The organism is Streptomyces sp. NPDC023838 (assembly GCF_040639555.1).
Taxonomy (GTDB): Bacteria; Actinomycetota; Actinomycetes; order Streptomycetales; family Streptomycetaceae; genus Streptomyces.
This window is the reverse complement of sequence record NZ_JBFAAD010000009.1, coordinates 184,201-210,322: the sequence shown is the minus strand read 5'-3', so window position 1 is coordinate 210,322 and position 26,122 is coordinate 184,201. Positions and strand designations below refer to the sequence as shown.

Annotated in this window: 10 protein-coding genes; 6 read left to right on the top strand and 4 right to left on the bottom strand. The window is 70.9% G+C overall.

Annotated elements, in window-relative coordinates; genetic code table 11:
* The first annotated feature begins 75 nt into the window (after positions 1–75).
* Positions 76–2,334, top strand: a complete 2,259-nt coding sequence (locus tag AB0G17_RS14670; protein WP_361381072.1) for a helicase — start codon at positions 76–78, stop codon at positions 2,332–2,334.
* A 1-nt stretch (position 2,335) separates the two neighbouring features.
* Here AB0G17_RS14670 and glgB read toward each other — a convergent pair whose 3' ends face one another.
* From glgB to AB0G17_RS14650, 4 genes are all read right to left on the bottom strand, one after another.
* Complete coding sequence (glgB, locus tag AB0G17_RS14665; protein WP_361381069.1) at positions 2,336–4,741, bottom strand: 1,4-alpha-glucan branching enzyme; 2,406 nt, start codon at positions 4,739–4,741, stop codon at positions 2,336–2,338.
* 37 nt (positions 4,742–4,778) lie between these two features.
* Complete coding sequence (locus tag AB0G17_RS14660; RefSeq protein WP_361381066.1) at positions 4,779–6,122, bottom strand: maltokinase; 1,344 nt, start codon at positions 6,120–6,122, stop codon at positions 4,779–4,781.
* A 199-nt stretch (positions 6,123–6,321) separates the two neighbouring features.
* A complete protein-coding gene (treS, locus tag AB0G17_RS14655) occupies positions 6,322–8,049 on the bottom strand; it encodes a maltose alpha-D-glucosyltransferase (RefSeq protein ID WP_361381063.1) in 1,728 nt (575 codons plus the stop codon).
* A complete protein-coding gene (locus AB0G17_RS14650) occupies positions 8,046–10,130 on the bottom strand; it encodes an alpha-1,4-glucan--maltose-1-phosphate maltosyltransferase (RefSeq protein ID WP_361381060.1) in 2,085 nt (694 codons plus the stop codon). Before AB0G17_RS14650 ends, treS begins: the two co-directional genes overlap by 4 nt.
* A 526-nt stretch (positions 10,131–10,656) precedes the next feature.
* Between AB0G17_RS14650 and glgP the strand changes: the two genes are divergently transcribed.
* The 5 genes from glgP (at position 10,657) to AB0G17_RS14625 (ending at position 26,112) form a co-directional block, all read left to right on the top strand.
* A complete protein-coding gene (glgP, locus tag AB0G17_RS14645) occupies positions 10,657–13,284 on the top strand; it encodes an alpha-glucan family phosphorylase (protein WP_361381057.1) in 2,628 nt (875 codons plus the stop codon).
* 67 nt (positions 13,285–13,351) lie between these two features.
* Entirely contained in the window at positions 13,352–13,708 is a 357-nt protein-coding gene (locus AB0G17_RS14640; protein WP_361381054.1) for a hypothetical protein, read from the top strand.
* Positions 13,705–14,337 (top strand): BMP family ABC transporter substrate-binding protein, encoded by a 633-nt coding sequence (locus AB0G17_RS14635; protein WP_361381051.1) that lies wholly within the window; start codon positions 13,705–13,707, stop codon positions 14,335–14,337. Before AB0G17_RS14640 ends, AB0G17_RS14635 begins: the two co-directional genes overlap by 4 nt.
* Positions 14,338–14,573: 236 nt before the next feature.
* Positions 14,574–25,238, top strand: a complete 10,665-nt coding sequence (locus AB0G17_RS14630) for a LamG-like jellyroll fold domain-containing protein (protein ID WP_361381048.1) — start codon at positions 14,574–14,576, stop codon at positions 25,236–25,238.
* Positions 25,231–26,112: a hypothetical protein gene (locus AB0G17_RS14625; protein ID WP_361381045.1), complete on the top strand. Its 882-nt coding sequence runs from the start codon at positions 25,231–25,233 to the stop codon at positions 26,110–26,112. Before AB0G17_RS14630 ends, AB0G17_RS14625 begins: the two co-directional genes overlap by 8 nt.
* Positions 26,113–26,122: the final 10 nt, after the last annotated feature.

Genomic DNA, 26,122 nt, shown 5'->3' with positions numbered 1-26,122 from the left:
GGCCGGGGTTTTTCTCTGCGTATAGTGGATTCTTCGTGTGCGACCATTCGGAAGCACGCGAAAAGCCCTTACAGAATGCACTGTATCGCGTCAGGAGCGGAATTGTCAACCGAGGAAATTCGGAAAGAGCAGCAATTCATCGACGGGCTCTACGCGCGCCTCGAAGACCTGCGCGCGCAGGCCGAGGTGTCGGTGCGCAGCGCCCTGGCGCAGGTCGGGACCGGTCTTCAGGCGCGGCTGGAGCGCGATGTGCTGGTGGCCGAGCAGTCCGGGCTGCTCAGCGCGCTCGACGGCGGCGAGAACGGGCTCTGCTTCGGCCGCCTCGACTTTTCCGACGGCCGCGCCCACCACATCGGCCGCATCGGAATCCGCCGGGACGACACGGAACGCACGCCCCTCGTCGTCGACTGGCGGGCCGATGTGGCGCGGCCGTTCTATCTCGCCACCGGGTACACCCCGATGGGGCTGCGCCGCAGGCGCCACCTCACCACCCAGGGGCGTACGGTCACCGCGCTGCACGACGAGATCCTCGACCTCACCGACGCGGCCCGCACCGGGCACGAGGGCGCGGACGCCGACGCCGTGCTGCTCGCCGCGCTCGACGCGGCCCGCACCGGCCGGATGCACGACATCGTGCAGACCATCCAGGCCGAGCAGGACAAAATCATCCGGGCCCCGCAGCGCGGCGTCCTGGTCGTCGAGGGCGGGCCCGGCACCGGCAAGACGGCGGTCGCGCTGCACCGCGCGGCGTATCTGCTCTACGCGTACCGCGAGCAGCTCGCCCGGCGCGCCGTGCTGATCGTCGGCCCCAACCCCGCCTTCCTCGGCTACATCGGGGAGGTGCTGCCCGCCCTCGGTGAGACCGGGGTGCTCCTCGCCACCATGGGTGAGCTCTTCCCGGGCGTGCGGGCCGAGGGGACCGACACCCCGGCCGCCGCCGAGGTCAAGGGGCGCAGTGACATGGCCGAGGTGCTCGCCAAGGCCGTGCGGGACCGGCAGACCGTTCCGCACATCGCCGCCGAGATCGACCACGAGGGGTACGGGACGCTCAGCCTCGACCGCGCCATGGCCGAGGACGCCCGCTGGAAGGCCCGCGAGAGCGGGCTGCCGCACAACCTGGCCCGCCCGCACTTCGCCTTCCACATCATCGACGCGCTCACCGCGCAGCTCGCGGAGCGGATCGGCGCCGACCCCTTCGGCGGCGAGAACCTGCTGGGCCCCGACGACCTCGCCCAGCTCGGCAAGGAGATCGCCACCAGCCGCGAGGTGCACGCCGCGATCGAGGAGTTCTGGCCCACGCTCACGCCGGAGCGGTTTGTCGCCGACTTCCTGGCCGACCCGACCCATCTGGCGGACGCCGACGCGGAGTTGATCCGGCGCGAGGGCGGCCCCTGGACGGCGGCCGACGTGCCGCTGCTCGACGAGGCCGCCGAACTCCTCGGCGAGGACGACTCGGCGGCCCGCGCCGCCGCCGAGGCCGAGCGTCAGGACCGGATCGCGTACGCGCAGGGCGTCCTCGACCTCTCCGCGGGCTCGGAGAGCTTCGAGTTCGAGGACGAGGAGTCCGAGGTGCTCGCGGCGCACGACATCATCGACGCCGAGCGGTTCGCGGACCGCCACGAGGAGGCCGACCACCGCAGCGCCGCCGAGCGGGCCGCCGCCGACCGCACCTGGGCGTTCGGCCACATCATCGTGGACGAGGCGCAGGAGCTCTCCGCGATGGCCTGGCGGCTGCTGATGCGCCGCTGCCCGACCCGCTCGCTCACCCTGGTCGGCGACCCCGCACAGACCGCCGACCCGGCGGGCGTCGGCTCCTGGCGGCGGATTCTGGAGCCGTACGTGGAGGACCGCTGGGAGCATGTGCGCCTGGGGGTCAACTACCGTACGCCCGCCGAGATCATGGAGGTCGCGGCGCAGGTCTGCCGCGCGGTGGACCCCTCCTTCGAGCCGCCGAGTTCGGTACGGGCCACAGGGGTGCGGCCCTGGGCGCGCCAGGCGGCGCCGGGCGCCCTCGCGCAGGCCGTGGCCGAGGCGGTGAAGGCGGAGACGCCGGAGGACGGCCGTCTCGCGGTCGTCGCGCCCCGCACCCTCCACCCCGCGCTGCACGCCGCGCTCCCGGAGGTCCCGCCGGGCGAGCCCGATCTGACCCGCCCGGTCGTCCTGCTCGACCCGCGTCAGGCCAAGGGGCTGGAGTTCGACACGGTGCTGGTGGTGGAGCCGGGCGAGTACGGGGTGAGCGACCTGTACGTGGCGCTCACCCGTGCCACCCAGCGCCTGGGCGTGCTGCACTCGGCGCCGCTGCCGAAGGCGCTGGCCCAGGCGCTGGAGGGCTGATTCACACCGGCCGCAGCCACACCGTGGCCAGCGGCGGCAGCGTCAGCTGGATGCTGACCGGCCGGCCGTGGCTCGGCGTGGAGTCCGGCTTGAGGGGGTCCTCGTTGCGGATGTCGCCGCCGCCGTACCGCGCGGCGTCCGTGTTGAGGACCTCCGCCCAGGCGGACGCGGTGTCGGGCACACCGAGCCGGTAGTCGTGGCGGACGACCGGGGAGAAGTGGGAGACGGCGAGCAGCGGGTTGCCGGAGGCGTCGTGGCGCAGGAAGGCGAAGACGTTGTCCTCCGCCGCGTCGCCCGCCACCCAGGCGAAGCCGCCCGGGTCGGTGTCGCGCTGCCACAGCGGCGGGGCGTCGCGGTAGACCGTGTTCAGGTCGCGGACCAGGTCCCGTACGCCCCGGTGGTCCGGCTCCGCCGAGTACGACGGGTCGAGCAGCCACCAGTCGGGGCCGGTCGTCTCCGACCACTCCGCCCCCTGGGCGAACTCCTGCCCCATAAAGAGGAGTTGCTTGCCCGGGTGTGCCCACATGAAGCCCAGATAGGCGCGGTGGGTGGCGCGCCGCTGCCACCAGTCGCCGGGCATCTTGGAGACCAGCGAGCTCTTGCCGTGCACGACCTCGTCGTGGGAGATCGGCAGGACGTAGTTCTCGCTGTACGCGTACACCATCGAGAAAGTCATCTCGTTGTGGTGGTACTTGCGGTGGACCGGCTCCTTGGACACGTAGCCCAGCGAGTCGTGCATCCAGCCCATGTTCCACTTCAGGCCGAAGCCGAGCCCGCCGAAGCCGCCGGGGCCCACGTGGTGGGTCGCGCGCGTCACGCCGTCCCAGGCCGTGGACTCCTCGGCGATGGTGATCACGCCCGGGCAGCGGCGGTAGACGGTGGCGTTCATCTCCTGGAGGAAGGCCACCGCGTCCAGGTTCTCCCGGCCGCCGTGCTCGTTGGGCGACCACTCACCCTCCTCGCGCGAGTAGTCCAGGTAGAGCATCGAGGCGACCGCGTCCACCCGCAGCCCGTCGACGTGGAACTCCTCGCACCAGTACGTGGCGTTGGCCACCAGGAAGTTGCGGACCTCCTTGCGGCCGTAGTCGAACTCCAGGGTGCCCCAGTCGGGGTGCTCGGAGCGGGACGGGTCCTCGTGCTCGTAGAGCGTGCGCCCGTCGAAGCGGGCCAGCGCCCAGTCGTCCTTCGGGAAGTGCGCGGGCACCCAGTCGACGATCACCCCGATCCCGGCCCGGTGCAGCGCGTCCACCAGGAAGCGGAAGTCGTCCGGGGTGCCCATCCGGGCGGTGGGCGCGTAGAAGCCGGTCACCTGGTAGCCCCAGGAGCCGCCGAAGGGGTGCTCGGCGACCGGCAGGAACTCCACGTGGGTGAAGCCCAGGTCGCGTACGTACGCCGGGAGCTGCTCGGCGAGCTGGCGGTAGGTCAGCCGCGGCCGCCAGGACGGCAGGTGCACCTCGTACACCGAGAAGGGCGACTCGTGGACCGGCCGGTCGCCGCGCGCCGCCATCCACAGGTCGTCCTGCCACACGTGGTGCGAGTCGGTCACGATCGACGCGGTCGCGGGCGGGACCTCGGTGCGCCGAGCCATCGGGTCGGCCCGCAGGGTGTGCGAGCCGTCGGGGCGGGTGATCTCGAACTTGTAGAGCGCGCCCTCGCCGACGCCGGGCAGGAACAGCTCCCACACACCGGTGGAGCCGAGCGAGCGCATCGGGAACGCGGTGCCGTCCCAGTAGCAGAAGTCGCCGGTGACGCGGACGCCGAGGGCGTTGGGTGCCCAGAGGGTGAACCGGGTGCCGGGCACGCCCTGGTGGGTCATCGGACGGGCGCCCAGCGCCGTCCACAGCTCCTCGTGGCGGCCCTCGCCGATCAGGTGCAGATCGAGCTCGCCGAGCGCGGGCAGGAAGCGGTACGGGTCCTCGGCCTTCAGCTCGTTGTCGTCATAGGTGACCAGCAGCGAGTACTCGGGGACCTCGCGCAGCGGCAGCACCCCGCCGAACAGGCCGTCGCCCTCGTCGTGCAGCTCGGCGCGGTGGCCGTCGGCCAGGACACTCACGCCCTGGGCGTACGGGCGCAGCACCCGGAAGGCGACGCCGCCGCGCACGGAGTGGGCGCCGAGCAGCGCGTGCGGGTCGTGGTGCGCCCCGGCGAGCAGCCGGGCGCGGTCGTCGGCGGCGAGCGGCCGCGCGGGCCGGACGCCTTGACTCCCGCCGGGCTTCGCCTTCGACTCGGGCTTGGCCTTCGACTCGGGCTTGGCCTTCGACGCGCGCTTCGCCGTCGACTCGGGCTTCGCCTTCGGCTCGGGCTTCGGCTTCGACGCGCGCTTCGGCTTCGACGGCGTGGCGGCGCGGGCGGGCCGCGAGGGATCGGGGTTCTGCGGTCGGTCGCCGGTGGGCGGGCGGGCGGTCACGGGTACGGCCTCCTCGGGGGGTGGTGCGGGGTCGGGGTCAGTCCTGGGCCAGTCGGCGGACCGCCGCCATCGGGACGGCGAGCCAGTCGGGGCGGTGGCGGGCCTCGTACAGCACCTCGTACACCGCCTTGTCGGTCTCGTACGCCCGCAGGAGCTCGGGCTCGTCGCGCGGGTCGGTGCCGGCGGCCGCCGCGTAACCCGTGCAGTACGCGTCCCGGCAGGACTCGGCCCACTCGGGGCGCCACGGTCGCTGGGTGCGGGCCGCGTAGTCGAAGGAGCGCAGCATCCCGGCGACGTCGCGGACCGGCGGCTGCGGGCGGCGGCGCTCGGCCAGCGGCCGGGCGGGCTCGCCCTCGAAGTCGATGACCGCCCAGTCGCCGCCGCCGGTCCGCAGGGTCTGGCCCAGGTGCAGATCGCCGTGGACGCGCTGGGCGGGCCGGGCCGCGGCCACCCGGGTGACCGCGTCGAACGCGGCCCGCAGCCCGGGCACATGGGGCTGCAGCGTCGGCACCGCCTGCGCGGCCGCCTCCAGCCGCTCGTGCATCGCGGTCGCGAGCAGCTCGGTCTGGGCGCGGCCGAGGGTGACCACCGGCAGCGCCTCGGCGAGCGCGGTGTGCACCTCGGCGGTGGCCCGGCCCAGCGCGTGCGCCTCCCGGGTGAAGTCGCGCCGCTCGGCGAGCGCGCGCAGCGCCAGCCGCCAGCCGTCCTGCGAGCCGCGCAGATAGGGCTGGAGCACGGCGAGCGTGGCGTTCTCGGGCAGGTCCGTCTGGATCCAGGCTGCGGGCGCGGGCACCCGGGCGCACCCGTGCCGGGCCAGCACCAGCGGAAGCTCCAGGTCGGGGTTGACCCCGAAGTGGATCCGGCGGAATACCTTGAGGATGAACGTATCTCCGTACACCAGCGAGGAGTTGGACTGCTCGGCGGCGAGGAGGCGGGGCGCGAGTCCGGCCGGGACCGGGATGGCGCCGTCGCAGCCGAAGCGCAGCGGTCCCAGCCGCCCCGGGGTGCGCAGCCGTTCCAGGAGCAGGGAGGCCACCTGGGGGTCCTGGAGCGCGTCGTAGACGGTGAGGCCGGTCAGCGGTCCGGCGGTGGCGTGGCCGACGAGCGCGGGGGCGAGCGGCGGCGGCAGCACCTTCCGCACGCCGAGCAGCAGCTGGTAGACATCGCCGGGGCCGGGCTCGGAGGCGGAGCCGGGCTGCTCGGCCCGGACGAGCAGGTGGAGGCAGCCGGGGAGCAGTTCGGTGACCGAGACGAGCGAGAAGCCGGTGACCGGGCGGCCCTTGCCCGCGAACCAGCGCTGTCTGGGGAGCCATTCGTGCAGCAGCGGCGCCAGCGAGGGCAGCAGCGCGACAGGAGTCAGGGTGGGTGCGGCCTTGGGCATGGCAGCGCGTCCTTTCCCCGGGCTCACAAGGATGTGCGCAGAGTGTCCCGGATTGCGGCATTGGCTGTCCGGCGGCGCGCGGAGCGTCCGGTAGGCCACTGGGAGCGGTCCGGAGCGTCGCTGAGGAGAGTGCCCCGGGCGGGCCGGAGGAAACCGGCCCGTCCGGGGCGGCCCGAAAGCGCCCCTCAGCGGGGTGGAACTAGCCGATCGCGATGCTGTCCTTGCGCAGCCGGAACCAGTAGAAGCCATGACCCGCCAGGGTCAGCAAGTACGGCCACTGGCCGATGGCCGGGAAGCGCACCCCGCCGATCAGCTCCACCGGATGGCGTCCGGCGAAGGCCCGCAGATCGAGCTCGGTGGGCTGGGCGAAACGCGAGAAGTTGTTCACGCAGAGCACCAGGTCGTCGCCCTCTCCGCCAGAAGCGGGTACTTCCCGCAGGAACGCCAGGACCGCCGGGTTGGAGGACGGGAGTTCGGTGTACGAGCCGAGCCCGAAGGCCGGGTTCTGCTTGCGGATCTCGATCATCCGCCGGGTCCAGTGCAGCAGCGAGGACGGCGAGGCCATGGCGGCCTCCACGTTGGTGACCTGGTAGCCGTAGACCGGGTCCATGATCGTGGGCAGGAACAGCCGTCCCGGATCACAGGACGAGAAGCCCGCGTTGCGGTCGGGCGTCCACTGCATGGGGGTGCGCACCGCGTCCCGGTCGCCCAGCCAGATGTTGTCGCCCATCCCGATCTCGTCCCCGTAGTAGAGGATCGGCGAGCCGGGCAGGGACAACAGCAGGGCGGTGAACAGCTCGATCTGGTTGCGGTCGTTGTCCAGCAGGGAGGCGAGCCGGCGCCGGATGCCGATGTTGGCGCGCATCCGGGGGTCCTTGGCGTACTCCGCGTACATGTAGTCGCGCTCTTCGTCCGTGACCATTTCGAGGGTCAGCTCGTCGTGGTTGCGCAGGAAGATGCCCCACTGGCAGGTCCTGGGGATGGCCGGGGTCTTGGCGAGCACCTCGGAGACCGGGTAGCGGCTCTCGCGGCGCACGGCCATGAAGATGCGCGGCATCACGGGGAAGTGGAACGCCATGTGGCACTCGTCGCCGCCCGCCGCGTAGTCGCCGAAGTAGTCGACGACGTCCTCCGGCCACTGGTTGGCCTCGGCGAGCAGCACGGTGTCCGGGTAGCTCGCGTCGATCTCGGCCCGGACCCGCTTGAGGAAGTCGTGGGTCGCGGGCAGGTTCTCGCAGTTGGTGCCCTCCTCCTGGTAGAGGTACGGGACGGCGTCGAGGCGGAAGCCGTCGATGCCCAGGTCCAGCCAGAACCGCAGCGCGGCCAGGATCTCGTCCTGGACGGCCGGGTTCTCGTAGTTGAGGTCGGGCTGGTGGGAGAAGAAGCGGTGCCAGTAGTACTGCTTGCGGACGGGGTCGAAGGTCCAGTTGGAGGTCTCGGTGTCGACGAAGATGATCCGGGCGTCCTGGAACTGCTTGTCGTTGTCGGCCCAGACGTAGTAGTCGCCGTACGGGCCCGCGGGGTCCTTGCGCGACTCCTGGAACCACGGGTGCTGGTCGCTGGTGTGGTTCATCACGAAGTCGATGATCACGCGCATGCCGCGCTGGTGGGCGGCGTCCACGAACTCCACGAAGTCGGCGAGGTCGCCGAACTCCGGGAGCACCGCGGTGTAGTCCGAGACGTCGTAACCGCCGTCCCGCAGCGGTGACTTGAAGAAGGGCGGCAGCCAGAGGCAGTCCACCCCCAGCCACTGCAGGTAGTCGAGTTTGGCGGTGATGCCCTTGAGATCCCCTACGCCGTCGCCGTTGCTGTCCTGGAAGGACCGCACGAGCACCTCGTAGAAGACGGCCCGCTTGAACCATTCGGGATCGCGGTCCTTGGCGGGAGTGTCCTCGAAGGTGTCGTGGACGGGCTCGTTGACGATCATGGTGTGGGTGACCCTCCGATCGGCGGGGACGGTCGCAGGACCAGGATGTGCGCGGGCACACGGCCCGGCTCCAGACGCACGTAGTTGGCCCTGCCCCAGTGGTAGGTCTCACCGGTGAGCTCGTCGCGCACCGGGACGGACTCGTGCCACGAGAGGCCGAGCTCCGGCATGTCCAACGAGACCGTGGCCTCCTGGGTGTGGTGGGGGTCGAGGTTGGCGACCACCAGAACGGTGTTCGACCCCGAGCGCTTGCTGTACGCGAGCACCGCGTCGTTGTCGGTGTGGTGGAAGCGCAGCGAGCGCAGTTGCCGCAGCGCCGGGTGGCGGCGGCGGATCCGGTTCAGCGAGGTCAGCAGCGGGGCCAGCGAACGGCCCTCGCGCTCGGCCGCCTCCCAGTCCCGGGGCCGCAGCTCGTACTTCTCCGAGTTCAGGTACTCCTCGCTGCCGTCGTGCAGCGCCGTGTTCTCGCACAGCTCGTAGCCGGCGTACACGCCCCAGCTCGGCGAGAGCGTCGCGGCGAGCACCGCGCGCACCTCGAAGGCGGGCCGTCCGCCCTGTTGGAGGTAGGCGTGCAGGATGTCCGGCGTGTTCACGAAGAAGTTGGGCCGCATGTAGGCGGCCGACTCGCCGGTCAGCTCGGTGAGGTACTCGGTCAGCTCCTGCTTGGTGTTGCGCCAGGTGAAGTACGTGTACGACTGCTGGAAGCCGATCCGGGCCAGCGTGTGCATCATCGCGGGCCGGGTGAACGCCTCGGCCAGGAAGACCACGTCCGGGTCGCTCCCGTTGACCTCGGCGAGCACCTGCTCCCAGAACACCACCGGCTTGGTGTGCGGGTTGTCGACCCGGAAGATCCGCACTCCGTGGTCCATCCAGAACCGCAGGATCCGCACGGTCTCGGCGACCAGGCCCGGCATGTCCCGGTCGAAGGCGATGGGATAGATGTCCTGGTACTTCTTGGGCGGGTTCTCGGCGTACGCGATGGTGCCGTCGGCCCTGTGGTGGAACCACTCGGGGTGCTTGTCCACCCACGGGTGGTCCGGCGAGCACTGGAGCGCGAAGTCGAGGGCGACCTCCATGCGCAGGTCCTGGGCCGTGCGCACGAAGTGGTCGAAGTCGTCGAGGGTGCCGAGGTCGGGGTGGATCGCGTCGTGCCCGCCGTCCGGCGAGCCGATCGCCCAGGGCACGCCCACGTCACCGGGCGCGGCCGACAGGCTGTTGTTGGGGCCCTTGCGGAAGGTGGTGCCGATGGGGTGCACGGGCGGCAGATAGACCACGTCGAAGCCCATCGCGGCGACCGCGGGCAGCCGCTCGGCGGCGGTCCGGAAGGTGCCGCTCGCGATCGGCTTCCCGGCCTTGACGACCGCGCCCTCGGAGCGCGGGAACAGCTCGTACCAGGATCCGACGAGCGCCCGTTCGCGCTCGACGAGCAGCGGCAACGGCTCGCTGGTGCTGACCAGTTCGCGCAGCGGGTACCGGGCGAGGGCCGCGTCCGCCTGCGGGGTCAGGGCCGCGGCGAGCCGGGCGGCGGCCGGGCGGGAGCCGTCGCGCAGGGCGTCCACCGCGGCGAGCACCGCCTCGCGCCCCTTGGTCTTCGGCACCCCGCGCGCGGCCCGCTCGTACAGCGCGGCGCCCTCGGTGAGGACCAGCTCGGTGTCCTGGCCCGCCGGGATCTTGATCGAGGCGTGCCGCCGCCAGGTGGCCACCGGGTCGCCCCACGCCTCGACCGTATACGACCAGTGCCCTTCGGCCGCCGGAGTGACCTCGGCGCCCCAGCGGTCGCTGCCGGGCGCCAGCTCGCGCATCGGGGTCCAGGGGCCGGGCCGCCCGCGCGGGTCGCGCAGGACCACATTGGCGGCGACCGCGTCATGGCCTTCGCGGAAGACGGTGGCGGTGACCAGGAAGGTCTCACCCGCCACCGCCTTCGCCGGCCTTCTGCCGCAGTCGACGGCGGGGCGGACGTCCAGGACGGGGATACGGCCGATGGGCAGATTCACGGGCTCACCTGGTGGCTGGTGGGTGCGGGGCGTGGCGGGGTCTGCTCTTTGTAACTGCTCCGTTGACGTTTGGCGGGCTGCGGGCATGGCCGCTCCTGTCCGCGTTCACTCGGGTGGCGGTTAGCGGTTGCACAGACGGCGTCCTACCGGTGGAGCCTTCCACAGGCTCCGAGTGGGCATTCCGGTGGTTTGTTAACTACCTGCGCGTAACGGATAGGACAAGGAAACGGCCCCGTCTTTCGGCGGGACCGCACCAGAATTTGCCTACCCACAAGTTCAGTTGGCGCCCGGATCGCCGCCCGTCCGCGGCGGACGGCCGGGCGCGCCGGGCCCGGCGCGGCCGATCCGCCCGGTGGCGGCCCGTGCGGGCCCGCCATCGGCGTGCCCGACCGGGTCCGGTACGCCATGACCTCCGTGTTCCACGCCGGGCGGGTGCCCACACCCGGCGCGAGGGGATCGGTGCCGAACCCCGGTGGCCGCGCGCGCCGGGGGCGGTCGCTCCCGTGCGCCGTGGTAGTGCGGGGCGGCCGCCCACTACCTTCGAGGGTGAAGGACAGTCGAACAGAGCCGTACGTCCAACCTGTTGCGTACATCCCCTGCGAAGGTGGAACTCGTGAAGGCAATCCGTCGATTCACCGTCCGACCCGTCCTCCCCGAGCCCCTGCGGCCGCTGAGCGAGCTGGCCCGCAATCTGCGCTGGTCCTGGCATCCGGAGACCCGCGAACTCTTCCAGTCCGTCGACCCCGAGGGATGGCGGGAGGCCGGAGAGGATCCCGTACGCCTGCTGGGGTCGGTCTCCGCCGCCCGGCTCGCCGCGCTGGCCGAGGACCGCCGCTTCGTCCGCGCCCTGACCGCCTGCGCCGACGACCTCGCCGACTATCTGGGCGGGCGGCGGTGGTACCAGGAGCAGTCCGAGGGGCTGCCGCGCGCGATCGCCTACTTCTCCCCGGAGTTCGGGATCACCGCCGCCCTGCCGCAGTACTCGGGCGGGCTCGGCATCCTCGCCGGCGACCACCTCAAATCCGCCAGCGACCTCGGCGTGCCGCTGATCGGCGTCGGGCTCCTCTACCGGCACGGCTACTTCCGCCAGTCGCTCTCGCGCGACGGCTGGCAGCAGGAGCACTATCCCGTGCTCGACCCCAACGAGCTGCCCCTCGCGCTGCTGCGGGAGGCCGACGGCGAGCCCGCCCGCGTCTCGCTTCACCTGCCCGGCGGCCGCGCGCTGCACGCGGTGGTCTGGATCGCCCGGGTCGGCCGGGTCCCGCTGCTGATGCTCGACTCGGACGTGGAGGAGAACGGCCCGGGCGAACGCGAGGTCACCGACCGGCTCTACGGGGGCGGCAGCGAGCACCGGCTGCTCCAGGAGATGCTGCTCGGCATCGGCGGGGTGCGGGCGGTGCGCGCGTACTGCCGGATCACCGGGCACCCCGCACCCGAGGTCTTCCACACCAACGAGGGTCACGCGGGCTTCCTGGGTCTGGAGCGGATCCGCGAACTGGCCGGTGAGGGGCTGGAATTCGACGCGGCCCTGGAGTCGGTGCGGGCCGGGACCGTCTTCACCACCCACACCCCGGTCCCCGCCGGGATCGACCGCTTCGACCGCGAGCTGGTCGCCCACCACCTCGGCGACTTGGGCGAACTGCCCGGCGTCGACGTCTCCAAGATCCTCCAGCTCGGCATGGAGACCTACCCCGGCGGCGAGCCCAACCTCTTCAACATGGCCGTGATGGGGCTGCGCCTGGCCCAGCGCGCCAACGGCGTCTCCACCCTGCACGGCGAGGTCAGCCGGCAGATGTTCGCGGGCCTGTGGCCCGGGTTCGACCCCTCGGAGGTGCCCATCACCTCCGTCACCAACGGGGTGCACGCGCCGACCTGGGTGGCGCCCGAGGTGTACCGGCTCGGCGCCCGGCAGATGGGGGCCGGGCGCGCCGAGGACGCGCTGACCGTGGGCGGCTCGCCGCGCTGGGACGCGGTCGCCGACATCCCGGACGCGGAGATCTGGGAGCTCAGGCGCGAGCTGCGCGAGCAGCTGGTCCTCGAAGTGCGCGAGCGGCTGTACGCGTCCTGGCGCACCCGCGGGGCCGGCACCGCCGAGCTCGGCTGGGTGGACGGGGTGCTCGACCCCGACGTCCTCACCATCGGCTTCGCCCGCCGCGTCCCCTCGTACAAGCGGCTGACCCTGATGCTGCGCGACCGGGACCGGCTGATGGAGCTGCTGCTCCATCCGACCCGGCCGGTGCAGATTGTGGTGGCGGGCAAGGCGCACCCCGCCGACGACAGCGGCAAGCGCCTCGTCCAGGAGCTGGTGAGGTTCGCCGACGACCCCCGGGTGCGGCACCGCATCGTCTTCCTGCCCGACTACGGGATGGCGATGGCCAAGAAGCTCTACCCGGGCTGCGACGTGTGGCTGAACAACCCGCTGCGGCCGCTGGAGGCGTGCGGGACCAGTGGGATGAAGGCCGCGCTCAACGGCTGTCTGAACCTCTCGGTCCTGGACGGCTGGTGGGACGAGTGGTTCGAGCCGGACTTCGGCTGGGCCATCCCGACCGCCGACGGCGCTGCCACCGACGAGGACCGCAGGGACCAGCTGGAGGCGAACGCGCTGTACGACCTGATCGAGGACCGGGTGGCGCCGCGCTTCTACGACCGGGGCGCGGACGGGCTGCCGGGCCGCTGGATCGAGATGGTCCGCGAGACCCTCTCCTCGCTCGGCCCCAAGGTGCTGGCGGGGCGGATGGTGCGCGAGTACGTGGAGCGGCTGTACGCGCCCGCCGCGCGGGCCCACCGTGAGCTGGAGCCGGACACCGCCCGGGAGCTGGCGGACTGGAAGGCCCGGGTGCGGGCGGCCTGGCCGCGGGTGGCCGTCGACCATGTGGAGGCGGTGGCCGCGACCGCGCCGAACGGTCACGCCGAGCTGGGCTCCACGCTCGTGCTGCGGGTGCGGGCCGGGCTCGGCGGGCTCCAGCCGGACGACGTGGAGGTACAGGCGGTCGCGGGGCGGGTGGACGCCGCCGACACCCTCGCGGAGGCCCGTACGGTCGCCCTGAAGCCCGCGGGCGGCCCGGACCTGGAGGGCCGCTGGGTGTACGAGGGCCCGCTCGCCCTGGACCGCACCGGCCCGTACGGCTACACGGTCCGCGTCCTGCCGGCCCACCGGCTGCTGGCCGACGGCGCCGATCTCGGCCTGGTCGCGCTGCCCACCGAGGCGACGGGGGAGGGGGCGGGGGTGCTGATGCGCTGAGGGCGGAGGGGTTGTACCGTACGTCGGCCGCTGCCATGCACCCCGTACGGAACTGCGAGGTCCGATTGTGAACCCTGTCGAGAATGTCGCCGCTCGCCCCATACGTCCGTATGGGAGCTGGGCGGCGCGCACGGGCCTCGCGCTGCTGCCCTTCGCGACCCTGGGGCTGCTGTGCCCGGTCCCGTCGCTGGTCATCGCCCTGCGGCGGCACCGGAGCGCGGACTGGGCCGCCTTCGCGGTCTTCAGCGCGGTGTGGGTGTCCTGGGTGCTCCAGCTGGCGACCACTCCGGACACCACGCACGGCATGAAGTTCGCGGCCGACGTGCTGCTCCTCGGGCTGTCGACGGCCGGAGCGGCCGTGCACGCCTGGAAGGCGTGGCCGACGGCCCGGCAGTCCCCGAACGAGAACGGCAAGAAGGCGTGAAGCAGGTCAAGCAGGTACGTCAGGCCCAGGCGGCGAAGGCCGCCCGGGAGGAGCAGGACAAGCAGGACAGGTACGCGCGCTACCGGGTGCGGTTCGCCCGGCTCACCGCGCTGGCGCGGGCGCACCGGCGGCGGATCTGGATCGCGGCGGGCGTGGCGGCGGCCGTGGTCGTGGCCGCGGTGCTGGTCTCGGTGCTCGGCGGGGACGAGAAGCCCGGGCCTCCGGATCCGCGGGCGCGGCAGTACAAGAACGTCGACGCCTGTCTGCTCACCGGGGACAAGGGCGTCACCGAGGGCACCGAGGGCGCGCCGGTGTGGGCGGGGATGCAGGACGCCTCGCAGGCCACCCACGCGCGGGTCAACTTCGTGCCGGTGACGGGCGAGCAGACCGCGGCCAACGCCACGCCGTTCGTCAACAGCCTTCTCCAGCGCTCCTGCGACGTGGTCGTGGCGGTCGGCAAGGCTCCGGTGGCGGCGGCCGGGGCGGCGGCGAAGGGCCACCCCAAGGTCCGTTTCGTGGTGGTCGGCGGCGAGGCCTCGGCGGCCAATGTGACGGCCGTGAAGCCGGGTGACGGAGTGCGGGCCGATGTCGCCCGTGCGGTCAAGCAGGGAGTCAATACACCCGGATAGCCCGGAATTTGTCGTTCCGCACCGCATGAACATGGCAAAGAAATGTCAAAGGATCATGGGGTGGAGGCAACCTCCGTAAAACCGTGAGGCACGATCGCCTGGCTTTGTCTCCTGTAAGCCACGCGTAAGTAAAGGCTGCCTCAATGCGTGCTCGATGGGCCCGAACGTCCCGTCTGTTGTTCCCACCCGGTCCACCGGGGCGTCGCAGGGCCAGGAGGGTCTCCCTCCTGGTCCTGTTGGCTTTCTCCTTCATGCTCACCACCGAGACGGCGGAGGCCACCGGGGCGACGCTGCCCCGGTTGTCGATGCCGAAGTGGTCCCTGTCGGGGCTGTGGGAGTGGGCCAACAAGTCCCCGCTCGACACCCCCGACCAGCAGAGCGGCACCGCGCGCGGCAAGAGCCACACCGCCGCCGCCAAGCAGACCCGGGCCAAGGGCGGCAACGGCCACAAGCCCGGCAAGGGCAAGGGTGAGCTCGGGGCGTACAAGAGACCCGAGGACAAGGCCGAGCTGAAGAAGACCGGCAAGGCGGCCGGGACCGCCAAGAGCTTCGACGCGCGCACCAGCAAGCGCGACGCCAAGAAGTCGACGGCGACCTCGGACTTCTACACCAACACCGACGGTTCCACGACGGTGCGCCACTACACCGGCCGCTCCAACTTCAAGGCCGCCGACGGCAGCTGGAAGCCGATCGACACCAAGCTGCGCGAGGAGAAGGGCGGCCGGCTGGTCGAGAACGCCAACTCGCTCGGCGTCACCTTCGCCCCCGACGCGGTCACCCCCGACCTCGCCTCGGTCGACTTCGGCTCCGGGCGCGCGCTGTCGTACGGGCTGCACGGCGCCGCCAAGAGCCAGCCGGTGGTCGACGGCGACTCCACCGCCACGTACGACAACGTTCTCCGGGACACCGACCTCAAGCTGTCGCCGCTCACCGAGGGCTTCAAGGAGCGGATCGTCCTGCGCTCCAAGGCGGCGCCCAACACCTGGCTCTTCCCGCTGAAGACCAAGGGGCTCACCCCGAAGGTCGCTCAGAACGGCGACGTGGTGTTCACCGACGCCGACGGCAAGGTGACCGCGACCGTTCCGCACGCCTTCATGGAGGACTCCAGGATCGACCCGCGCTCGGGCGACGCCGCCCAGTCGCGCGCGGTCAGCTACGAGCTCACCACGGTGGACGGCGCCCCCGCGCTGCGGATGACCGCGGACCGGGCCTGGCTGGACGACCCGAAGCGCGTCTTCCCGGTGACCGTCGACCCGACGGTGACGGCCAGCAACTCGACGTACGCCCAGAACACCATCGGCGGGGACCACTCCACCGAGAACATGATCAAGGTGGGGTCGTACGACTCGGGTACCAACAAGGCGAACTCGTTCCTCCAGTTCTCCTCGCTCGGCACCACGCTGGCCGGCCAGAAGGTCACCGCGGCGACCCTGAACGTGTACGCGGTCTGGTCCTCGACCTGCACCGCCGAGCCGTTCAACGTGCACCCGGTGACCCAGTCCTGGACGCCGTCCGGCGTGACGAGCTACCCCGGCCCGGCCTACGGCTCGGCGATCGGCTCGGCCACGGTGGCGCCCGGCGCGTCCTGCTCCAACTCCTCCAGCTCCACGAGCGTCGGCGTGAAGATGCCCGTCCCGCTCAACACCAGCTGGTTCAACACGGTCGCGGGCGGCGGGGCCAACTACGGCCTCGCGATGACCGCGATCACCAGTGACATGCTGCACTGGAAGAAGTTCCACTCGGACAACTCCACCACCGCGGGCTTCCGCCCGGCGCTGGACCTGACCTACACGGCCAATGTCGCCCCGCAGGTCAACGCCCAGTACCCGCCGGAGAACCACCAGGCCAACACGCTCCGCCCGGAGCTGACGGTCTACGCGACCGACGCCGACCACGGCCCGAGCGCCCTGTCGTACTCCTTCGACGTCTTCGACGCCGACTCCACCAGCCAGACCCCGGTGGTCAGCTCCGGCACCCTGACCAAGGGCGCCTGGGCGATCCCGGCCGGCAAGCTGCGGTGGAGCAAGAACTACCTCTGGTTCGCCACCGTCAGCGACGGCACCAACTCGGTGTCGTACGACAGCCGGTTCACCACCGCCGTGCCGCAGCCGCCGGTGACCTCGGGGCTCACCCAGAACACCGACGGCCACGAGTTCGACCCCAGCGACGGCAACTACACCACCGACGACACCGACGCGGACGTCGAGGTCGCCGGGCCCTCGCTCTCCATCGAGCGCTCCTACAACAGCCTCGACCCGCGCCAGGACAGCGCGTTCGGCGCGGGCTGGGCGACCATCGCGGACATGAAGGCCGCCGAGGTCAAGGACGGCTCCGGCGCGGTCACCAGCGTGGTGATCACCTACCCGGGTGGTGAGCAGGTCGCCTTCGGCCGCAACAGCGACGGCACCTTCGTCCCGCCGCTGGGCCGGTACGCCCGCTTCCAGGCGGTGACCGGCGGCTACACGCTGGTCGACAAGGACTTCACCACCTACAGCTTCACGCAGACCACGGCCAAGGCCGGCGTCTACGCGCTCAAGACCATCACGGACTTCGCCAACCGTGGCGAAACGTTCCTCTACACCGGCAACCAGCTGACCAAGATCACGAACACCACGTCCAACCGTTCGCTGACCCTCAGCTGGCAGACCCCCGCGGGCGCCACCGCCGCGCACGTCGCGACGGTCGCCACCGACCCGTCGACCGCGGGCGACTCCGCCACCGCCCAGACCTGGCAGTACAGCTACACCGGCGACCAGCTCAGCAAGGTCTGCCCGCCCGCCGACTGGTCCAAGTGCATCACCTACGGGTACGCCACCGGCAACCACTACCGCACCACGGTCCTGGACGAGGACCCGTTCGCGTACTGGCGGCTCGGCGAGGCGGCCGGTGACAGCGTCGCCAAGGACGCGGTCGACCTCAACCAGGGCAAGTACAACGGCATCTACCACAACGTGACCACCGGTGGCGCGAGCGTGCTCGCCGGGTCCACCCAGCCCACGGCGTCGTTCAACGGCACCAGCAGCTACGTGGAGATACCCAGCGCCCCGGGCGCGACCCCCTCGTACGCGAGCGTCTCGCTCTGGTTCAAGACCTCCCAGGCGGGCGGCGTCCTCTTCTACTACGGCGACAAGCCGCTGAGCGACCCCGACCCGGTGGGCACCACGACCCACAACACCCCGGCGGTCTACGTCGGCACCGACGGCAAGCTGCACGGCTGCTTCGCCTCGTCGCCCGGCTGCAACACCACGATCGTCTCCGCCGCCGCCGTCAACGACAACAAGTGGCACCAGGCCGTCCTCACCGGCGCCGCCACCACCATGTCGCTCTACCTCGACGGCGTCTCGCAGGGCACCAAGTCCGGCACCATCAACGACTGGGCGCAGCCCTACCTCACCCTTGGCGCCGGTGTGAACACCGACGGCTGGCCGAACATGAACGCGGCCGACCCGCTCGGCCACTTCAGCGGCCAGCTCGCCGAGGCGGCGATCTACTCCGAGCCGCTGAGCCAGGACGTGATCACCGCCCAGTACCAGGCGGCGACCCGCCCCGCCGGACTGCTCAACAAGATCACCACGCCGAACGGCAAGGTCCAGAGCGCCGTCACCTACTCCACCGCCGACGACACGGTCACCCAGGCCGTCGACGGCGACGGCGGCACCTGGAAGCTGAACCCGGCCACCGTGACCGGCTCCTCGCAGGTCTACCGCTCGGCCGTGATGGGCGCCGCCCCCTCCGGGTACTGGCGCCTCGGCGACACCCAGGGCGCGCCGCAGGCCGCCAACGAGGTGCACACCGGCTTCGGCACGTACAACGCGGTCACCCAGGGCGCGGAGGGTCCCTTCGGGCCCGACGACGCCACGGCGGTCGACTTCGACGGCGCCGCCTCGTTCGCCGAGCTGCCCTACGCCCCGCTGCACCGCTCCGGCAACCGGGCGATCGAGCTGTGGTTCCGCACCGCCAAGCCCGGTGTGATCGCCGCCGACCAGGCCCGGGTGCCCAACGACCCGGCGGGCGCGGGCGCTGCCTACTCGCCGCTGATGTACGTGGGCGCGGACGGCAAGCTGCGCGGCCACTGGTGGAGCGCCACCGGCAGCGGCACGACCGACTTCGGCTCCACGTCGACGGTCACCGACAACGCCTGGCACCACGCGGTCCTCTCCGCCTCCGGCACCACCCAGACGCTCTACCTGGACGGCGAGAAGCAGGCCGACTACACCGGCGCCGCCGGTGACCAGACGACCACCCGCACCTTCATCGGCGCGGGCTTCACCAAGGGCTGGATCAGCTCGCCCTCCGACGTCAGCTACTTCGACGGCTCGATCGCCGAAGTCGCCTTCTACGCACAGCCGCTGACCGCGGACGAGGTCGGCCGCCACTACTCGGCCGCCAAGGCGTCCTCGGGCACCGCCCCGGTCCGCACGGTCAAGCTGACCGACCCGACCGACAAGACGCTCACCTACGTGTACGACGCGGAGCTCGGCAACCGCCTGCTCGCGGCGACCGACACCAACGGACAGCGCACCACCTACGGCTACGACACGTCCGGCTTCCTGCACACCGTGACGGACGCCAACGGCAACCGGTCGGTGACCGGCCACGACGTGCGCGGCAACACGGTCTCCACGACCACCTGCCAGAACACCGCGGCCAACACCTGCGCGACCGAGTACTACACGTTCTACCCGGACGCGACCACGCTGTTCCCGCCGATGGACCCGCGCAACGACCTGGTGCTCACCGAGCGCGACGGCCGTTCCTCCGGGCCCACGGACAACACGTACCTCACCAGCTACACCTATGACACGGGCGGAAACGTCACTTCGGTGACCACCCCGCCGGTGCCGGGCTCGCCGAACGGAAGGACCGCCACCACCACCTACACCACCGCGACCACCGTCGCGGCCGAGGGCGGCACCAACTACGCCCCGGCCGGACTCGTCGCCGAGGTGCGCACCCCGGGCGGCCGCAGCACCAAGTACACGTACTTCAAGAACGGCGACCTGGCGCAGATCACCGACGCCAACGGCGCCTCGGTGAAGTACACGTACGACAACCTGGGCCGCCAGCTCACCAAGACCGAGATCTCCGACTCCTACCCGGCGGGTCTGACGACCACGCTGGCGTACGACAAGGACGACCAGGTCGTCTCGGAGATCAGCCCCAAGGTCACCAACCGGGTCACCGGCGCGGTCCACCAGGCGAAGTCGACGACCGTCTACGACCCGGACGGCAACGTCCAGTCCCAGACGGTCGCGGACGCCACCGGCGGCGACGCGGCCCGGGTCACCTCGATGACGTACGACGCGTACAACCGGGTCGCGACCCGGACGGACCCGGGCGGCGACGTCACGGCGTTCGAGTACGACGTCTACGGCAACAAGGTCAAGGAGACGGACCCGGTCGGGAACGTCAACGAGTACACCTTCGACGCCGAGGGGCGCCCGCTCACCACGAGTCTGCTGAACTACACCGGCGACCCGAACAGCCCGTCCGCCCCGACGAAGCTGGTGCAGGAGTCGCGGGCGTACGACCCGGCCGGGCGCCTCGCGTCGATCACCGACGCGATGGGCTGGGTGACCGAGTACACCTACACCGACGACGGCCTGTCCGCGACAGTTGTCCGCAAGGACCCGCAGAACAACAAGGCGTTCACCGAGCAGGCGAACACCTATGACGCGGCCGGGAACCTGGTCAAGCAGGTCACCAACGACGGCACCACGACCACCTCCTTCACGGTGGACGCGGCCGACCGTACGACGTCGACGACGATGGACCCGGGCGGGCTCGCCCGGACCAACAAGGTCTCCTACGACCCCGACGACAACGTCGTGTCCGAGACGGACTACGACCCGACCGGCGACACCAGCACCACCGACACGCGCTACGACGCGCTCGGCAACGTCACCGGCAACACCGTCCACGACGGCACGACCGCTCCGGTCGGCCGCTGGAAGCTGAACGAGACCAGCGGCACGCTCGCCGCCGACTCCTCGGGCGGCAACAACAAGGTCACCTTCGGCAGTGGCGTGACCCGCTCCACCGAGCAGGGCGGCAGCGCCGTCTTCGACGGCACGGCCAACGCGTACGGCCAGGGCACCGGCCCGGCCGTCAACACCAACGGCAGCTTCTCCGTCTCGACCTGGGTGAAGCTGGCCGACACCACCGCCAACCACACGTTCGTCTCGCAGGACGGCACGGCCGACCACGGCTTCCAGCTGTACTACTCGACGGCGTACGGCTGGTCGTTCAACCGCACCTCCGGCGACGTGGCGAGCCCGACGCTGGCCCGTGCCACCTCCGGCACGGCGGCGGTGACGGCCAACACCTGGACGCATCTGACGGGTGTCTACGACGCGACGGCGGGCGAGATCCGTCTCTACGTCAACGGCGCGCTCAAGGCGACCACCCCGTACAGCGGCTCCTGGGAGGCCACCGGCCCGCTCCAGATCGGCCGCCGCATGTCGGGCGGTACGCAGGGCGAGTACCACAAGGGCTCCCTCGCGGACGTCCAGGTGTACGGCGAGGCGCTCACCGCGACGCAGGTCTCCGGCGTGTACGGCAAGACGCTCCCGGCGGCCGGCAGCTCGGTGCGCACCACCAGCTGGAAGCTGGACCAGCGCGGTATGCCGGTCTCGATGACCGACGCCAACGGCGCGACCACCGACTACGGCTACGACGAGTCGGGCCAGCAGACCAGCGTCACCGAGCCGGCGGTCAACGCCGAGCAGAACGGCGGCACGCCCGCCTCGGTGCGTCCGGTCTCGCTGACCGGCTACAACACGTTCGGCGAGCAGACGGAGTCCTCGGACCCGCTCGGCAACGTCACGGTCACGGCCTACGACGGGGAGGGCCAGGAGGCGTCCACGACGCTTCCCGACTACACCCCGCCGGGTGCCTCGACGCCGATCAAGGCGGTGTCCTGGAACGAGTACAACCACCTCGGCCAGGTCTCCGCGGAGGTCGACCCGCTGGGCAACCGCACGTCCTACACGTACACCCAGCTCGGCGACCTCGCCTCGGTGACGGAGCCGGGCGGCGACACCACCAGGTACACCTACGACACCAACGGCGACCAGCTCTCGGCGACCCGCCCCAACGGCGCCCGCCAGGAGTCGACCTTCGACTACCTGGGCCGCGAGCTGACCAACACGGACATCGTCCGCCAGCCGACCCAGCGGGCGTTCACGGCGATCAACTACTACGACGCGCCGGGGCAGCAGCTGTCGAAGACGGTGAGCCCGGCGGGGGTGAGTGAGTCTTACGGGTACAACGCGCTGGGGGAGACCACGTCCGTCACCGACGGGGCGGGGAACACCACCCGGTTCACGTACGACATGGACGGTGAGATCCTCACCTCCACCGATCCGGACCAGACGAGCACCAAGAACACCTACGACGGGTTCGGCCGCCTGACCTCGATCAGCGACCTGGACGCCACCGGCAAGGTGCTGCGTACGACCAGCTCCACCTACGACCGGATGGGCAACCCGCTCACGACGACGGACTTCCGCGGGCACACCACCAGCTTCACGGTGGACCCCACGGGTCTGGTCACCCAGGCGGTACAGCCGGTCTCCGCGACCGAGTCCATCACCACGTCCTTCGGGTACGACGTCGCGGGCAACGCGACCCGGTTCACCGACGGCCGCAACAACGCGTTCATCAAGACCTACAACTCCTGGGGGCTGCCGGAATCGCAGATCGAGCCGTCGACGCCGGCCCACCCGTCGGCGGCGGAGCGCACCTTCACCACGGTGTACGACGCCAACGGCCGGGTGAAGGAGCAGCGTTCGCCGGGTGGCGTGGTCGTCAGCAACGAGTACGACCAGAAGAACCGGCTCACCCGGCAGACCGGCACCGGGGCCGAGGCCGCGACCGTCGATCACAGCTACAGCTATGACGCGGACGACCGGCTGGTGGCGGTGACCGGGACGGACTCGGACACCGGCAAGGACACCTTCGGGTACGACGACCGCGGCCAGCTGCTGTCGACGACAGGCCCGTCCGGCAGCTCGTCCTTCGCCTACAACGCCGACGGCGGACTCACCTCGCGCACCGACGCGTCGGGTACCTCCACGTACGGCTATGACACCGCGGGACGCCTGTCCACGGTCAACGACGCGGTCACGGGCTCGACCCTGACCTACGGCTACGACGTGAACAGCAACGTCAAGTCCGTCGACTACGGCACGGGCAAGGCCAAGCGCGCCTTCGGCTACGACGCCCTGGAGCAGCTCAAGTCGGACACCCTGACCTCCCCGACCGGCAAGACGCTGGCCTCGGTGAACTACGGGTACGACGAGAACGGCAACGAGACGTCGAAGACGACGACGGGTGTCGCGGGCGCGTCCGCCAACACGTACACCTACGACTGGGCCAACCGCCTGTCGTCCTGGAACAACGGGACGACGACGGAGAGCTACGGCTACGACGCCTCCGGCAACCGGACGCGCGTGGGCGGTGACACCTACACGTACGACGCCCGCAACGAGCTCACCTCCGACGGGCACAACACGTACACGTACTCGCCCCGCGGCACGATGACCACCACCACGAACGAGGGAGGCACCCAGACCGACGTCAAGGCGGACGCCTTCAACCGGGTGATCAGCGAAGGGGACCGCACCTACACCTACGACGGTCTGGACCGGGTGCTGGCCGCCAGCGACCCCGGAACGGGGCCGGTGTTCAGCTTCCAGTACAGCGGCGCGGGCAACGACGTCGCCTCGGACGGCTCGTCCACGTACAGCCGTGACGCCGACGGCTCTCTGCTCGGCATCAAGAGCGGTACGCAGTCGGCGCTGGCGATGACGGATCTGCACACCGATGTCATCGCGCAGTTCACGGCGGGTGGCGAGGCGCTGTCCGGCTCGACGACGTACTCGCCCTTCGGTGAGGTCCTGCAGAGCGCGACCATGCTCGGCCGGCTGGGCTACCAGTCCGGCTGGACCGACCCGGAGACCGCCAAGGTCAACATGGCGGCCCGTTGGTACTCACCGCAGACCGGTCAGTTCAACAGCCGCGACACGGTGGACATGGATCCGCTGCCGGACTCGGTCGGCGCCAACAAGTTCGCCTATGGCGACGCCAACCCGATGACCATGACCGACCCCACCGGTCACTGGAGCTTCGGCGGCGCCTGGAAGAAGTTCAAGAAGAAGGTCAAGCACGCCGCCAAGTCCGCTTGGCACAAGACCAAGAGCGCCGTCAAGCACGTCGCGAAGGCCGTCAAGAAGGCTGCCAAGAAGATCAAGAAGGCCGTCAAGAAGGCGGTCCACAAGGTCAAGCACGCGATCCGCAAGGCCGTGCACTACGTCCATGACGCCGTCAAGAAGGTCAAGAGATTCGTCAAACGGACGTACAAGCGCGTCAAGAAGTACGTGCACAAGGTCGTCCGGACCGTCAAGCGGGCCGCCAAGGCGGTGGCCAAGGCCGTCAAGCACGTCGCCCACAAGGTCGTGAAGGCGGCCAAGAAGGTCGGCAGAGCGGTCAAGAAGGCGGCCAAGGCCACAGCCAACTTCGTCAAGCAACACGCCTCGACGATCGCCTCGGTGGCCACGGGCGTCGCGGTGTTCGCCGGATGCACGGCACTGACAGCGGGCGCCGGAGCACTCGGATGCGCCGCACTCGCCGGCGCGGCGGCCAACGCCGTCGGCTATGCCATGAGCGACGGGCCCAAGACCCTGAACGGGTTCCTCGGAGCCGTCGCGATCGGCGCGGTCACCGGCGTCATCGGCGGTGCGGCGGGCGGTCTCGCGTCCGGCGCGGCCAGCCGGCTGCTCGGCGGCATCGCCAGCAACGCGATCCGGGGCGGTATCCAGGGCGCGGTCGGCGGAATGGCCGAAGGCGCCGCCAGCTACGGCGTGACCTGTGGGGTGAGTGAAGAGGGCTGCAGCGTCAGCGGGGTCGCCAAGGCCACCGCGATCGGCGCGGCGACCGGCGGCATCTTCGGTGCCGCGGCGGGCAAGATGAGCAAGGGCGCCTGCCACAGCTTCACCGGTGCCACCTCCGTGGTCCTGGCCAGTGGCGCCACCAAGGCCATCAGCCAGGTGAAGGTCGGGGACTACGTCCTGACCGCCGAGCCCGGCAAGACCGGCAAGAAGGGGCAGGAGGCGCACCGCGTCACCGAGCTCCATGTGACCACCCACGACCGTGACTTCGTCGCGGTGACCATCGCGACGAAGGGCGGCTCGAAGACCCTCCACACCACGGCCCTGCACCAGATCTACAACGCGACCACCGGCGAGTGGACGCGGGCGCAGGACCTCAAGGCGGGGGACCGGGTCCAGACCGCCGACGGCGAGGACGCGAGGGTCACGGAGGCCCGCGGCTACAGCGACCACCAGGTCACGTACGACCTCACGGTCGACGGACTGCACACGTACTACGTGGTCGCCGGTGACGCCGAGCTCCTCGTCCACAACTGCAACCCCGAGCTCCGCGACCGCGCGATCGAGATCAACAAGGCTCTCGACGACGGTACGAAGGCGGGCAAGCGAGCGGCCAAGAACGGCACGGTCGCGATCGTCCGGGCGAACCGCGGCACGGCGGACAAGCCCGACCTCGTGGACGTGGTCGCCGCCAACGGCGACGGTCTGTCGGCGGCGCAGAAGAACATGCTGCGCGACGGCGAGGTCGCGGCCGACAACAACCCGGCCCTCCATGCCGAGACCAACGCCATGGAACACATCGACAAGAACGGCTGGACTAAGGTGGACGGCGGTGTGAGCCGCAATGTCTGCCCGTTCTGCGAGAACGCGATCCGTGACGCCGGTGGACATCTGGGTGGTCCCACATCCTGGCGGCAGCGAGTGGTGTTCATGCTGGACGGAGCCGTCCGACAGCGGTATCCATTCGGACATCGTGGGTTCTCGTTCAGGAGTGACTGTGGGTGTGGCTGAGGTTCTCAACTCGCTGAGTGACGGCGAATCCGACCAGGTGGCCAGGCTGGCCGTCGCCCGGTTCGCCCCACTCGCCCTGTTGTCCGTCTCCACCTGGTGGAATGAGGCGGTGCCCGCCGGGTACCGCCCGGCCGTCGGGGCGGCGGAGGGGTGGGCGACCACCCCTCCGTCCCCCCGGGACGTAGCCAGGCTGGAGAGCCTGGTCGACGAGGCGCTCGACACCGTGGACGAGACCCCGACGGGTGAGGCGTACTACCCGTACCAGGCGGCGGCGATCCTGAGTCACTGCGCCTGGGGGCTCGGCGGGAATCCAGGAGGCGCGTTCCTCGTACGGCTTCGGGAGGAGATCGACCGCTATGCCGGACATGTCGACTGGCAGCTGAGGCAGAGCAGGATCCCGACCCCGGAGCCCGACTGGTTCCGCACGCGCGAGGAGAAGCTGTGGCTCCGTGCCGCCCGGCTCGGGGACGAGGGGGAGTACGCGCCGATGGCGCAGCTCTCCCGGGAGATCGCCGATGAGTACACCCGCGCCGTCACGCGTGCTCTGTCGGACGAGGCGACGGCCGACTATGTGCTGGTCGTCGAGGACGCGGTCAAGGACGCCTATGTCGCGGCGGCCGGCGCCGTGCCCGCCGGGGTGAGGGTCGCCGTTGGCGAGTCCCTCCACCTGCCGGGGATGGACGACGCGAACCGTACGTACTTCGAGACCCCCGCCTTCGTCTACGTCTGGGGCGGGGACGGGGAGTACGTGGCCGGACTGCTGCGGCGGGCGGGCACCGACCGGGTGCTCGTCGACACCAGGAGGCAGGACGGCTCGGTCATCGAGGGCCGTGCGTTCGCGGCGGCCCCCGTCCCGACCAGCTCCCCTTGGTGACCCTGCCGTA

Coding starts and splice junctions, on each gene's coding strand:
- treS (WP_361381063.1), bottom strand. CDS start 8,049: ATGATCGTCAACGAGCCCGTCCACGACACCTTCGAGGACACTCCCGCC.
- AB0G17_RS14660 (WP_361381066.1), bottom strand. CDS start 6,122: ATGCCCAAGGCCGCACCCACCCTGACTCCTGTCGCGCTGCTGCCCTCG.
- AB0G17_RS14650 (WP_361381060.1), bottom strand. CDS start 10,130: ATGCCCGCAGCCCGCCAAACGTCAACGGAGCAGTTACAAAGAGCAGAC.
- AB0G17_RS14670 (WP_361381072.1), top strand. CDS start 76: ATGCACTGTATCGCGTCAGGAGCGGAATTGTCAACCGAGGAAATTCGG.